The organism is Corallococcus sp. bb12-1 (assembly GCF_026626765.1).
Classification (GTDB): Bacteria; Myxococcota; Myxococcia; order Myxococcales; family Myxococcaceae; genus Corallococcus; species Corallococcus terminator.
This window is the reverse complement of sequence record NZ_JAPNJZ010000001.1, coordinates 300,357-313,876: the sequence shown is the minus strand read 5'-3', so window position 1 is coordinate 313,876 and position 13,520 is coordinate 300,357. Positions and strand designations below refer to the sequence as shown.

Sequence of the window (13,520 nt, the reverse complement as noted above, 5' to 3'; positions counted from 1 at the left end):
CGACGTGGCAGCGGAGCTTCTGAGTCCCGCCGAAGCACAAGGCGCGGCGGATGTAGCCTCCCGGCTCAAGGCCGGGCTCAATCAGGTGATGCTCGACCAGGAAGGGGTCGTCGAGCAGGTCGTGGTGGCGGTGCTCGCCCGGGGCCATGTGCTCCTGGAGGGCCTGCCCGGCCTGGGCAAGACGGAGCTGTGCAAGGCCCTGGCGCGACTGCTCGCGCTGCCCTTCCGCCGCATCCAGTTCACCCCCGACCTGCTGCCCGGCGACATCACCGGCACCTACGTGCTGGAGGGCGAGGCGCGCCGCGACTTCGTCTTCCGCGAGGGGCCGCTCTTCGCGAGCCTCGTCCTCGCGGATGAAATCAACCGCTCCAGCCCGAAGACGCAGTCCGCGCTGCTGGAGGCCATGCAGGAGCGCTCGGTGACGGTGCTGGGCCAGACGCGGCCCCTGCCCGACCCCTTCTTCGTGCTCGCCACGCAGAACCCCATCGAGCTGGAGGGCACGTACCCGCTGCCCGAAGCGCAACTGGACCGCTTCCTCTTCCGCATCCTGGTGCCGCCCGTCGGCGCGAAGACGCTGCGCATCCTGCTCACCACGCGCGTGCGCGGCGCACCTCCCGCGCAGGAGCCCGTGCTGGACGCGGAGGGCCTGTCGCGCCTGTTCGCCGCCGTGGACCGCGTGCACCTGCCCGGCCCAGTGGCGGACTTCATCGGACGGCTCGTGGAGGCCACCGACCCGCGTCAGGCCTCCGCCCCCGACACCGTGCGCCGCTTCGTGCGCTTTGGCGCGAGCCCCCGCGCGGCCCTCGCCCTCGCCGCCGCGGGCCGTGCGCTCGCGCTCCTGAACGGCCGGCCCAACGTGGGCTTCGACGACGTGGTGGCCGCTGCCTCCTCGGTCCTCAACCATCGGCTGGTGCTGGCCTATGAGGCGTCCCTGGAGAAGGTGACCGCGCCGGACGTGGTGCGCGAGCTGCTCAAGGCCATTCCCGAGGTGCCCCGTGGTTAGGCACCTGCCCCGGGGCCCGGTGCTCGCCGTGGCGCTGCTCTGCACGACGCTCGCGAGCGCCACCGAAGTGAGCGCGCCCGTGCCTGCGGTGGCGCCCGCGCCCGCGGTGGCGGTCGTGGCGGAAGCCGCGGAGGTGGCGGACAAGGACAAGGCCACCGGCTACCGCGAGGTGGTGGAGACGCCCGAGACCTTCCCCGAAGAGGGCGACCTGAAGGCCACCCTGCGCTCCGTCACGCTGGTGCCGCAGCGGGGCTACACCCCCATCCAGGTGACGGTGCACAACAGCAGCGGCCAGCCGCGTCCGGTGCGCCTGTCCATCCACGGCCAGGGCCGCATCACGGAGCGCTCGCTCCAACTGGGTGCGCGCGAGCGCGTCGTCACCTACCTGATGCTGCCCGCGGACATCCAATCCGGGCAGTTGCACATGGACTCCCCTGGGATGCCCACCGCCACCGAGGGCTTCTACCTGGACAGCTACCGGGGCGCGCGCGTGATGGTGCTGGGCGACGTGAAGTCCTTCGAGAACGCGACCCAACTGAGTCGCGTGGCGGAGAACCAGGAACCCCTCGTCGCCGCGCGCTTCCTCGATGCCCGCACCGCTCCTCGCGAGCTGGCTGCGTACGTAGGCTACGACGCGGTGCTGGTGACGGCGTCGTCGGAGGAGGTGCCCGACGACGTCTGGGCCGTGCTGGAGTCCTTCGCCCTGACCGGGGGCCGGCTGGTGCTCGCCCGTCCGCCGGCCAATCCGCGCCTGCACTTTCCGCTGCTCGAGGACGTCGGCTCGGAATTGTCCCCGTATGGCTTTGGTCAGGTGCGCCAGTTCCTCGGCTGCCGTGACACGCCCGATGCGTGCGGGCAGCAGCTCGCGATGGACACCCATGAGGTGACGGGCGCCGTGGTGCCCGCGGGTCCGCCACCGCGGTGGGATCGCAACAGCCTGCTGCGCGATGGGAGGACTCCGCTGCTGGAAAGCGCGCGTGCGCCCGTGGGCCGCTTCATGCTCCTCATCTTCCTCTTCACGCTCGCGGTGGGCCCTGGCGGGTTGATGCTCGCCCGGCGCAAGGGTCCGCTGGCGGTGCTCATCGCCGTGCCCGCGCTGGCGGCCATCACGTGTCTGGGACTGGTGGCCTGGTCGGTGCTGGTGGATGGCTTCCGCGTGCATGCTTCGCGCTACAGCCTCACGGTGCTGGACCGCGAACGCTCGCGCGCGGTGACGGTGGGGCTCACCGCCTGGTACGCCAACCTGGCCGAGGAGGGCGTGAGCATGCCCGCCTCCAGCGTGCTGCTGTCTCCCACGGAGCCGGAAGACCCGCCGCGCGTCCTGGACTGGACGCAGGGACTGGTGCTGCGCGACAGCTTCCTGCCCTCGCGCACCTACCGCGAGTGGGGCGAGGTGGCGGTGCTCCCGACGCGAGCACGGCTCACCGCGCGCAAGGTGGAGGAGGGGCTCGTCGTGCAGAACGCGCTCGGGGCGGCCGTGGAGGCGGGCCGCCTGCGCTTCCAGGGCCAGCTCTGGGACCTGCCTGTCATCGCGGACGGCGCCGAGGCGAAGGCCGAGCTCATCACCAGCGAGAAGAACGTGGCGCTGCTCGACCTCGAACAGAATCATCCGTTGAGTCTGACGTACCAACCGGGCATGCGCTTCCCGACGTCGGCGCGGGTGACCGACGGAGACCTGATCGATGGGGCCTTCCTGGTCCGCCTGGGCGGTCGGGGCTTCGCGCCCACGGCGGCGGTGGACGTGGACCTGGAGTCCGGGGTGCATCTGGTGCGCGGTGCGTTCGAGGAGGTGCGGCCATGAGCCTGCTGGAAGTGAAGGGCCTGCGTCGCGACTACGGGGCGCTGCGCGCGGTGGACGACGTGACGTTCTCGCTGGAGGCCGGCGGCATCCTGGGCTTCATCGGTCCCAACGGCGCGGGCAAGAGCACCACGCTGCGCATCCTGGCCACGCTGGATGTGCCCACCGCCGGCGAGGTACTGCTGGACGGCAAGTCGCTGGTGGACGCGCCAGACCAGGCCCGGCCGCTCTTGGGCTACATGCCTGACCGCTACGGCACCTACGACGATGTCACCGTGAGGGAGTTCCTGGACTTCTTCGCGCGCGCGTACGGACTGAAGGGCGCGCAGCGGCGGCAGCGGGTGGACTCGGTGATGGAGTTCACGGGGTTGATTCCCCTGGCGGAGAAGCTCACCACGGAGCTGTCCAAGGGCATGCGTCAGCGCGTGGCCCTGGGGCGCACGCTCCTGCATGACCCCCGGCTGCTGCTGCTGGACGAGCCCGCGGACGGCCTGGACCCACGGGCGCGCATCGAACTGCGGGAGCTGCTGCGCGCGCTGGCGGATCAGGGCAAGGCGGTCATCATCTCCAGCCACATCCTCACGGAGCTGGCGGAGATCTGCGACTCCTGCGTCATCATCGAACAGGGGCGCCTGCTCGCGCAGGGCCGCGTGGAGGACCTGCTTCGCTCGGGCGCGGACGCCTCCCAGAGGGTGGAGCTGGTGGTGCGCCTGGCGGCGGGAGCGGAGGGCGAGGCGATGGGCGCTCGCGCGGAGCGGTTGATGTTGGAGCAGCCGCGCGTGAAGGACGTGACGCGCGAGGCAGGCTCGCTGCGCGTGCGGTTGGAGCTGGAACAGGGCTCCGGCCCGATGCAGGCGGAGGCCGCCGCGGCGGCGCTGCTGGCCACGCTGGTGGCGCAGGGGCTGCCGGTGTGCGCCTTCAGCCCGCGTGAGCGCAACCTGGAAGATGCCTTCATGACGGTGACGAAGGGGAGGGTGGCGTGAGCACGCAAGCAAGTCCGGCGTCGGGTGCGTCCGAGGCGGTCCCCGTCTCCCCGGCCGGGGTGTCCGACCGGTGGGAGAAGTGGGGCGACCGGCTCAACCCGCTGGTGGTGAAGGAGGTGCGGCAGGGGCTGCGCACGCGCGTCTTCTGGGTGTGCTTCGGGCTGCTCCTGCTGTCGTGCCTGGTGCTGTCGCTCATCGCGTACGTGAACACGCGGGGGACGTCGTACTCGCGCGAGGGGCGCACGTACTTCTTCTCCTTCTTCGTGTGCCTGGGGCTGGTGCACTTCGGGGTCATCCCCTTCAACGCGTACCGTTCGCTGGCGCGTGAGCGCGAGGACGAGACGTGGTCGCTGCTCCTGCTCACGGGGCTGGGGCCCCGGCGCATCCTGGGCGGCAAGGTGACGTCCTTCCTGGTGCAGGCGGCGCTGTACGCGTCGGCGGTGGGGCCGTTCCTGCTGTTCAGCTACTTCCTCAACGGCATCGACCTGCCCACCATCCTGATGGTGTTGATGCTGGGCGGGGCGTGGCTGATGTTCCTCACGTTCGCGTCGGTGTGCGCGGCGACGCTGGCGGACGGGCGGATGGGGCGGGCGTTCGTGCGCTTCGCGCTGGTGGCCGCGCTGGTGGTGACGTTCTTCCAGGCGCTCACCTTCATCTTCGTGATGACGGAGGGTCGGGGGCGCGGGTTCTCCTTCGACAAGGAGTTCTTCCTGGCGCTGGGCGCGGGGCTCTGGTTGCTGCTGTCGGACGGGTGGCTGCTGTTCGAGGCGGCGGTGGCGCGGCTGTCGCTCGTGACGGAGAACTACACGCGGCATCCCCGGCGGGTGCTGGTGGTCCAGGCCGTGCTGACGTTCCTGGGGGTGGCGGCGGTGTGGTGGTTCCTGGACCGGGACAACGACGTCCCGAGCGTCGCGGGCATCCTCGGCGGGCTGCATCTCATCCTCACCGGCCTCTTCACGGTGTCGGACGTGGATGGCCAGTCCCGGCCGCTGCGCGCGGGCACGCGGCCCTGGTCGCTCTTCAGGACCGGCGCCCTGCGCGGCTTCCGACTGACGGTGTTGCTGCTGCTGGGCTGGGCGGCCGGGTGCGCGGGGCTGCTGTGGGCGTCGGAATTTTCGACCGATAGGATGCGCATGGGGATGGCGCTGGTGGCGCTGGCGCTCTACGGCGTCATCTACCTGTCGGTGGCGCTGCTGCTGGGACGGATGCCGAAGTCAGGCCGGTTCGCGTCGCCCGTGGCGGTGCGGCTGCTCTTCGTCGCGGCGGGAGCGCTGGGGGCTGGCGTTCCTCCGCTGCTGGCGGTGTTCCTGGGGCTGGAGGCGGGGGATGAATTGCTCAACCTGCTCAACCCCGTGGTGGGGACGCTGAACTTCGGTCGCTATGACTGGAATGATCCGTCCGGTCTCCGGATGCCGCCGGAGCTGCTGCTGTGCGTGGCGCTGGTTGCGCTGCTGTGCGCGTTCGCGGCGGACCGGGTGCTCGCGAGGCGCGAGCGTGAGGCCCACGCGCCGTGAGCTCCCGGCTGGACGAGGCGGAGGTGGCGCGGCTGGTGCCGGGGTTGTCCCTGGCGCTGCCGCGCGTGCCGCAGCGCGGGCGGGTGGGCGAGGTGCGCGCCACGTCCGCGGGCAGTGCGATGGAGCTGCACGACTTCCGCATGTACCAGCCGGGGGATGACCTGCGGCAGCTCGACTGGAACGCGGTGGCGCGCACCGGGGACCTGGTGTTGCGCGTGCGCCAGGACGAGGTGTCGCCGCGCGTGGAGGTGGTGCTGGACGGCTCGCGCAGCATGGGGTTGTCGCCGCGCAAGGCGGCGGGGGCTCGCGAGGTGGCGCTGCTCACGGTGGAGGTGGGCGGGCGGCAGGGGTTGTCGCCGACGCTGCTGTGGGGTGGAGCGCGGTCGGAGCGGGTGCAGGGGCCGGCGTGTCGCACGGCGCTCCGGGGCGCGGAGTTCGAGGCGCAGGACGACCTGGCCTCGGCGCTGGGTCGGTTGCCGCCCCTGCGGCCCTGTGGCCTGCGGGTGGTGGTGAGCGACTTCCTCTTCGAGACGGACCTGGAGGCGTTGTGCGCCCGGTTGTCGCGGGGGGCGTCGGCGCTGTTCCTGGTGCAGGTGCTGGACGCGGAGGACCTGGACCCCTCGGGCGGCGAGGGGGCTCGGCTGGTGGACGCGGAGAGTGGCGTGGCGCTGGAAGAGTTGCTGACGGACGGCGTGCTGGCCGCGTATGCCCGCCGCTTCGCCGAACACCAGCGCGCGTTGCGGAGTGCCGCGGCGCGAGCGCGGGGAACGCTGCTCACGGTGAGCACGGCGGACGGGCTGCGCGCCCAGGTGGCGGGGCCGCTGCGCCCGCTGTTCGTGGCGGGAGGCGGGGCGTGAGCTTCGGACTTCCGTGGGGCCTGCTGGCGTTGGGCGCGCTGGTGCCGCTGGTGGCTGCGTACTTCCTGCGCCGTCGGCAGAAGCCGGTCGTGGTGAGCGCGTTGTTCCTGTGGCGCACGCCACGTCCTCGCGCGGAGGGCGGACCCCGGTGGGAGCGCTTCACGCGCGAGGCGTCACTGCTGCTGGAGGTGCTCGCGGTGCTGGCCGCCGCGCTGTTCCTGGCGGACGTGCGCTGGGGCGAGATGGCCCGTCGCCGACATCTGGTGCTGGTGGTGGACGGCAGCCTGTCCATGTCCGCGCGAACCCCGGACGGGAAGACGGTGCTGGAGCGCGTGCGCTCGGAAGCGGCGAAGCGCGTGGAGGCGGAAGGCGCCACGCACGTGACGGTGCTGGCGAGTGGCGTGTCGCCCCACGTGGTGGCCGGGCCGGAGGTCGAAGCGTCACGCGCCCTGGGCGCACTGGAATCCTTCGAGTCGCGCGGGCCGGACCACGACGTCGCGCCCACGCTCCTGTGGGCGCAGGAGCTGTCCGGGCCCGGCAAGCACGTGCACTTCTTCACCGATGCGCCCCCGTCGGAGGACACGGTCGTTCCCCCCTCGGTGCGCTGGACGGCGCTGGGGCGCTCCCAGGGCAACGTGGCCCTGGTGTCCGCGCAGCGGCGTGACGAGTCCGGCCGGGCCACGGTGACGCTGCGGGTGGCGCGCTTCGGCGCGGGGCCCGCGGAAGTGGAGGCGCGGGTGCGCGCGGCGCCAGGACCGGGTGCGCGTGAGGGCACGGAGCGCATCGAACGCATCGCGCTGCCGGAAGAAGGCGCCGCGACGGTGCGCCTCACCTTCCGCGAGGCCGGTGACGTGGAGGTGTCCCTGCCGGACGACGCGCTGCCCGAGGACGGACACGTGCGCCTGCCGCCCTCGCCCGTGATGCCGGTGTCGGTGGGCCTGACCGAAGGACTGTCACCCGCGGCGAAGCAGGCCCTGGAGCGCTTCCTGGCGGTGTCTCCGGACGTGGCGCATGGCACGCCCGTTCCCGGTGCGCCGGTGTTGTCGGTGGGACCTTCGAGCGCCGAGGCCCGGGTGACGCTGGGCGCGGAAGGAACGCTGCGCACCTTCGTGGGCCCGTTCTTCACGGAGAAGGGCAGCACGTTGATGGATGACGTGCAGCTCGCCGGGGTGCGGTGGACGGCGGGAACGAATCCCCCCGGTCGTCCGCTGGTGACGGCGGGCGAGGCGGTGCTGGTGTCGCAAGAGGAGGGCGGACGGCTGCACCTCAACGTGGACCTGGCGCGCTCCAATCTTCAGCGCACCACCGCATGGCCGGTGCTGCTGGGAAACGTGGTGCGCGAGGCACGGCGACTGCGCGAGGGCTTTCCCCGGCACCAGCTCAACCTGGGCGAAGCCCTGCCCGTGGTCACGGAGGCGGGTGCGCGCTACGCGTTGGTCGGACCGTCCGGACGCAAGCCGGTGTTCGGCGCGGGGGCACTGAGCTTGTCCGCGCCCACGAGTCCCGGCCGCTACGTGCTGGAGCGAGACGGCACCGAAGTGGATTCGCTGGAGGTGCTGGCGCTGGATGCGCGTGAGTCGGACCTGCGCGGCAGGGGCAGCGCCGATGTGCCGGCGAAGGAAGCAGGGGAGGGCACCGCGGGGGGCGGTGCACAGGAGCGCGCCCGCTGGCCGCTGGTGGTGCTGCTGGCCGCGCTGCTGGCTGACTTCTACGTCACGAGGAAGGCATGACCTTCACCCTTCCGCAGGCGTGGTTGCTGCTGTTGCCCCTGGGGCTCTTCCTGTGGCGCTACGGCCGGAGGCCCGGTCTACCCATGGTGTTGCGCTGGGTGCTGCTGGTGCTCGGCGTGGGGGCGCTCGCGGGGCCCGAGCTGCGACTGGCCAACGCGGGCAGCGATGTGGCGGTGGTGGTGGACCGTTCGCGGTCCATGCCGCTGGATGTGGACCGGGTGGCGCAGGAGCTGGTGTCCCTGGTGGAGTCTCAGCGCCGGCCCGGTGACCGCGTGGGTGTCGTCACCTTCGGCCGCGAGGCCCGGGTGGAGTCCCCGCTGTCGGACGTGGGGCGCTTCGGCGGCTTCACGCGGCCCGTGGACGCGGAGGCGTCGGACCTGTCCACCGCGCTGGATGCCGCGGGCGCGCTGATTCCCCCCGAGCGTACGGGCCGGGTGCTGGTCGTCTCCGACGGTCGGTCCACGGGCGCGGATGCTCGGGGCGCGACGCGGCGTCTGGCGGCGCGAGGCATCGCGGTGGACTACCGGCAGGTGGCCCGTCCAGAGCCCGCGCTGGACGTGGCCGTCGTGTCGCTGGACGTGCCCGCCACCGTCTCCGTGCGTGAGCCATTCCAGTTCTCCGCCGTGGTGCAGGCCACCTCCGCCGTCACCGGCACCGTGCGACTGGAGCGTGACGGGCGCGTGCTGGTGAAGGGGCCCTTCGACTTCAAGGCCGGGGCGAACCTGCTACCCCTGCGCGACCTGCTGGAGGAGCCGGGGCTCGTGCACTACCGGCTCACGGTGGAGGTCGCGGGGGATGGTGTCCCGGAGAACGACGTGGGCGTGGGCGTGCTGCGCGTGGAAGGGCCGCCGCGCGTGCTGCTGATCACCCAACAGCCCACGGGCACGCTGGCGAAGGCGCTGGGTACGACGGGCATGCAGGTGGACGTGCGGGCGCCATTCCACGTGTCGCTGGATGCGCTCGATGGCGTCGGCGTGGTGGTGCTGGAGAACGTGGACGCCAATGCGCTCGGCGAGACGGGGCTGAACGCGCTGGCGGACTACGTGGATCAGGCTGGCGGTGGGCTCGTGATGACGGGCGGGCGGACGAGCTTCGGCGAGGGCGGCTATCGGCGCTCGCCCGTGGAGCCGCTGCTGCCCGTGTCGCTGGAGATGCGCGAGGAGCAGCGGCGCGCGTCGGTGGCGATGAGCGTGCTGATGGATTCGAGCTGCTCCATGGGCATGCAGGTGCCGGATGGACGCACGAAGATGGAGCTGGCCGCGGAGGGCGTCACGGCGGCGCTCACGCTCCTCAACGGGAACGATGAAGCCTCCATCCACATGGTGGACACGGAGTCTCACGAAGTCTTCCCGTTGAGTCCGGTGAGCGAAGGCCTGCCCCTGAACAAGGTGGCGAGCGGCTTCAGCGGCGGTGGTGGCATCTACGTGGGCGTGGCGCTGCGCACGGCGCGCAAGGAGATCCTCCGCAGCGACAAGCCCACGCGGCACGTGGTGCTGTTCTCCGACGCGGCGGACTCCGAGGAACCGGGCGACTACCAGGCGACCCTGGCCGCGCTGCGAGAGGCGAACGTGACGGTGTCCGTCATCGGTCTGGGCACGCCGGCGGATCCGGACGCGGAGCTGCTGCGCGAGGTGGCCCGGAGGGGCAACGGGCGCGTCTACTTCGCCGAGGACGCGATGAGCCTGCCGCGCATCTTCAGCCAGGAGACGCTCGCGGTGGCGAGGGCCACCTTCGTGGACGAGCCCGCGTCGCTGGAGGCCGCGCCGGACCTGCCGCTGCTGGGGCCGCTGCCCACGCAGGGCCTGCCGCAGGTGGGCGGCTACAACCTCACGTACCTGAAGCCTCGCGCGAACGTGGCGCTGCGCACGCTGGACACCAACGCCGCGCCGGTGCTGGCGCTGTGGCCGCATGGCGCGGGACGCGTGGTGGCCCTCACGGCGGAAGTGGACGGGAAGTACACGGGCGAACTGCGCGAGTGGGGCGCGCTGAGAGCGACGTTGGAATCGATGGTGCGCTGGTCGATGGGGAGCGCCACGCCGAAGGAAGAGGCGGTGGTGCGCTCGGAGCGCCAGGGCAACCTGCTGCGCGTGACGTTGGACCTGCCGCCGGGCGAGCCGATGCCGGGCGCCCTGCCCACGGCGGTGCTGCTGTCGGGTGACGGGCGCGCCGGGGTGGAGAAGCCGCTGCACTGGGAGGACGAGGATCGGCTGGTAGCTGAGTACCCGCTGTCCGGCAGTGGCACGTGGCACCCGGTGGTGAAGTGGGGCGGTCGCGTGTTGAGGGCGCCGCCCGTGGCGCTGCCGTACGCGCCGGAGTTCGAACCGGGCAGCGCGAAGGAGGGCTTGAAGCTCCTGCGCGCGCTGGCGGCGGTGGGCGGTGGGCAGGAGCGCTTGTCGATGACGGGCCTGTTCGCGGAAGCGCCGGAGTCTGAAGGACGCGTACCGCTGGCGCCGTGGCTGGTGGCGCTCGCGCTGGCGGTGCTGCTGTCGGAGGTGGCCGTGCGCCGCTTCCTCTCCGCGCCCCGGGTGCGAGCAGCCCGAACGCGACCCGCGAAGGAGTCCATCGCGCGCGGCCCTGCGTCCGCGCCGCGCACGGAGCCTTCCGCGACGACGGCGTCCGGGAAGAAGCCTCAAGCCTCGGAGGAATCAGCTCCGCCTCCAGCACCCGAGCCTCCGAAGCCGCCTGCCGGCGTGGACTCCGCGTTGGAGGCCGCGCGTGCACGCATCCGGCGCCGGACGGGACGCTGAGCAGGAGCAACGCCCCTGAGCAGGTAGAAGTTCGTTGACGAATCCGGTGCGGAAGCTGGGTCGAGAGGCATCCGAGGTCAATCGACGCAGGCGCTCCTCCCAATGGGAAGGCAGGGCCGAGCGTCATGGACGCGAGAAGAGACGAAGGGCCGTGGCCGCTCACGAAGCACGGGAGCCTGGGGCGTAGGTCCTGGAGGCTCCAGCGGCGCACCGCCCACCGGTCCGGTGGTGGGTGGGGAGTGGCCCTGGGCGTCGTGGTTTGTTCGCGAAAGCCGGTGGGGGGGAGGCTCTGGATGGAAGCCTCCCTCCGCGGACGAAGCGTCCCAACTTGTCCGACAGTCGGACAGGTTGCCCGAGACGGAGCCCGGCACCTCCCCTCCGGCGCTCTTCTCGCCAGGCTCGCCGGGGTTGAAACCCAGGGCGGCTGGAGCCCGGAGCGCCCCGCTGTCCGGCTCCACGCGAAGGGCCAGCGCCTGGGGGCCGGGTGCCTCCGCGAGCACCACGGTGTCCTCGCCAGCGGGCGCGAGGCGTCCGGGGCAACGCGCTCGCACGCAGGGGTGGGCCTCCCGTGCCTTGTCCTGGAGGGCGGGCGCGAATCGCTCCAGCACCCGCTCATCACACGCCTTCAGCAGCGCTGGCAGCGTGTGCTGGAGCGTCCGCGCGTCACGCTCCCGCAGGGCTCCCATCGCTTGGCAGGTCCACTCGCGCAGCGACTCGCCGCCCATGAGGAGCAGCAGCCGGGCCGCGTTGCCCCGCAGGGCTCGTTGCAGCGACTGGATGAGGAGCAGGTGCCCGGGACGGGCCGCCACTCGGGCCGCCAACCGCAACAATTCGAATTCCAACTGCGCGCAGCGTGTGCCGGACTCCCAGCGGGCCGCGTCCCAAAGCCTGAAGCACGCGTCCGCCAGCAGCCCCAGGTTCGGCGCGGAAGCACTCGCGCAGCAGTCGGCCAGCAGCTCCACCAGCACCTGCCGCTTGAGGCAGAAGAAGCCCTCCAGCAACTCCCGGCCCTCCGGGGAGCGCTCGTCATGCAGCGCCAGGCCCAGGTTCTCCAGCGTCAGCGACGCGTCCAGCGCCACCGCGCGTGTCTTGCGCCCGGGGCGCTGCACCACCAGGCCCCGCGCCGCCAGCCGCCGCAGCGCCTCGCGCACGGTGCCCCGGCTCACCCCGTAACCGCACGCCAGCTTCTGCTCCGAGCCCAACTGGCCGCTTTCCGGAAGCCGCCCCAGCATGATTTCTCGCTCGAGCTGCTCCTCCACCTGCGCAACGAGCCCCATCCGCTCCATCCCCATCGCCCTCCTCGCCAAAGCTTCTGCTACCCAATCAGAGACGTCTGACATGGACTTGAGGGCCCACCGTCCTCGTCGCCCTGGCGGTCCGGCGCGGCCCGCGGCTTCAGGTGGCGCGAACCTGTCCGACAGTCGGACAGGTTCGGCGTGAAGTGTGCCCGGCGGACGCCTCTGTCCATGGACGCGCCTTGGCGTCCGCTCCAGCGCGGCGTCGCGGCTCACGGCTGCGCTCCGCAAGGCGCACGTCGTCGCGGAGCACTTCGGGTCGCCGGATTGGGTAACGAACCTCTGGCGACCTGCTTAGAAACCGAATCCCACCGTGGCGACGGGAAGGAAGTCTCCCGACTCCGGATCGCGCACCACTTCAAGGCCGACGGCAGGAATGGCCACGTCCCGGAGGTAGACGCGGAACCCCGCTCCCGGTGCGGCATACCGGGTCACCGTGTCCTTCCACTTCACCCGGCCGAAATCCACGAAGACATGCGCGGTGAACGTCGCCAGGCGGTGGCTCCAGAACGGCGCCTGATACTCCAACGTCGCGGTGCTCGCCGTCTCCGCCCAGAGGGTCGCGGCGGTGAAGCCCCGGCTCCCCATGCTGCCTCCCAGCAACTGCGCATCCAGGGAGGGGTCGCCTCGGGACCGTCCATGCATGGCGGTGAGGGTCAGCGCATGGGTGCCCATCACGGGCAGCGTATAGCTGGCGGAGAGGGAGAGCTGTTGCAGGTCCCGGGATGATCCGAAGCCCCTGACTCCCTCTCGATAGGTGGCCCGGGCCACCAGGCCCTCGTTGAAATAGAAGTGGAAGTCCTGGCCCAGGTACTCCGCCATGGCGGTGACGCCATGCACCGCCCCCTGCTGGGGAACCTGTCCTCCCACCTGCGATGTCAGGGGCTTGTTGGTGAGGGAGAACATGCCCACGCCGACGTTCAGCTCCGGCGTCAGCTGGAAGCCGAGCGTGCCCGCGATGTCGAAGCGACGGTCGGTGTACCCATCGACGATGATGTCCTCGACGCGCCGCTCGCGGTCCGTCCTGGAAGCCTGGAGCGTGACGAGCCCCGTCCAGCGGCTGCCCAGGATGCTCGCGTCCTTGTACATCGTGAACAGCGTGGCTCCGCGGTTGCCTCCCAGACCGCCGAACACCACGGTCTTGTTGAGGCCCAGCAGGTTGGTCTCGACGGCGAAGACGCCTGCCTGCCATTGCCCGTCGCTGGAGGTGAAGACGGGAATGGGCAGCAGCGTCCAGCGCTCCTCCACCGCGACTTGGAGCGCGACGCCCGTGCCCTCCGCGCGCGTGGACACCTCGACGTTCGTGAAGAGCTTCAGGTTGAGCAGCCTTCGCTCCAACTCGTCGAAGTCCCCGGCGGTGAGGCTGTCGCCCGGGACCCTGCGCAGTGCCCGGACGATGACGAAGTCCTGCGTGCGGGTGTTGCCCTGGATTTCGATGCGCTCGATGCGCCCCGTCAGCGGCTCGGGTTCCGGCGCGGTGGCCTCGACCCTCAAGGCCTCCGGTGGAGACAGCTCGGGCTTTGGTTCCTGGGCCAGGGTTGGAAGCCCCACGACGAGCAGGAGGACGGACGTGGTTCTCATGGGCTCGGTCCC

The 13,520-nt window shown here is 71.5% G+C and carries 9 protein-coding genes; 7 read left to right on the top strand and 2 right to left on the bottom strand.

Annotated features, from left to right (window positions below; all coding sequences use genetic code 11):
• The first annotated feature begins 4 nt into the window (after window positions 1-4).
• From OV208_RS01250 to OV208_RS01220, 7 genes are read left to right on the top strand one after another with little or no spacing between them, the layout of a single operon-like run.
• Window positions 5-1,003, top strand: coding sequence for an AAA family ATPase (locus OV208_RS01250; protein ID WP_267571943.1), 999 nt, complete (start codon window positions 5-7; stop codon window positions 1,001-1,003).
• Complete coding sequence (locus tag OV208_RS01245; RefSeq protein ID WP_267571942.1) at window positions 996-2,804, top strand: hypothetical protein; 1,809 nt, start codon at window positions 996-998, stop codon at window positions 2,802-2,804. The genes OV208_RS01250 and OV208_RS01245 overlap by 8 nt, the downstream gene beginning before the upstream one ends.
• Entirely contained in the window at window positions 2,801-3,784 is a 984-nt protein-coding gene (locus tag OV208_RS01240; protein WP_267571941.1) for an ABC transporter ATP-binding protein, read from the top strand. Before OV208_RS01245 ends, OV208_RS01240 begins: the two co-directional genes overlap by 4 nt.
• Entirely contained in the window at window positions 3,781-5,298 is a 1,518-nt protein-coding gene (locus tag OV208_RS01235) for an ABC transporter permease (protein WP_267571940.1), read from the top strand. Before OV208_RS01240 ends, OV208_RS01235 begins: the two co-directional genes overlap by 4 nt.
• The gene (locus OV208_RS01230) at window positions 5,295-6,155 is read left to right on the top strand and encodes a DUF58 domain-containing protein (protein WP_267571939.1); all 861 of its coding nucleotides are present in this window, start codon (window positions 5,295-5,297) and stop codon (window positions 6,153-6,155) included. The genes OV208_RS01235 and OV208_RS01230 overlap by 4 nt, the downstream gene beginning before the upstream one ends.
• A complete protein-coding gene (locus OV208_RS01225; RefSeq protein WP_267571938.1) occupies window positions 6,152-7,885 on the top strand; it encodes a vWA domain-containing protein in 1,734 nt (577 codons plus the stop codon). Before OV208_RS01230 ends, OV208_RS01225 begins: the two co-directional genes overlap by 4 nt.
• Window positions 7,882-10,632 (top strand): VWA domain-containing protein, encoded by a 2,751-nt coding sequence (locus OV208_RS01220; RefSeq protein WP_267571937.1) that lies wholly within the window; start codon window positions 7,882-7,884, stop codon window positions 10,630-10,632. The genes OV208_RS01225 and OV208_RS01220 overlap by 4 nt, the downstream gene beginning before the upstream one ends.
• Window positions 10,633-10,709: 77 nt before the next feature.
• On the opposite strand, the gene OV208_RS01215 is transcribed toward OV208_RS01220, so the two are convergent.
• On the bottom strand, window positions 10,710-11,909 hold the full coding sequence (locus tag OV208_RS01215) for a FadR/GntR family transcriptional regulator (RefSeq protein WP_324291328.1): 1,200 nt from the start codon (window positions 11,907-11,909) through the stop codon (window positions 10,710-10,712).
• A gap of 312 nt (window positions 11,910-12,221) precedes the next feature.
• On the bottom strand, window positions 12,222-13,508 hold the full coding sequence (locus OV208_RS01210; RefSeq protein ID WP_267571935.1) for a POTRA domain-containing protein: 1,287 nt from the start codon (window positions 13,506-13,508) through the stop codon (window positions 12,222-12,224).
• Window positions 13,509-13,520 lie beyond the last annotated feature (12 nt).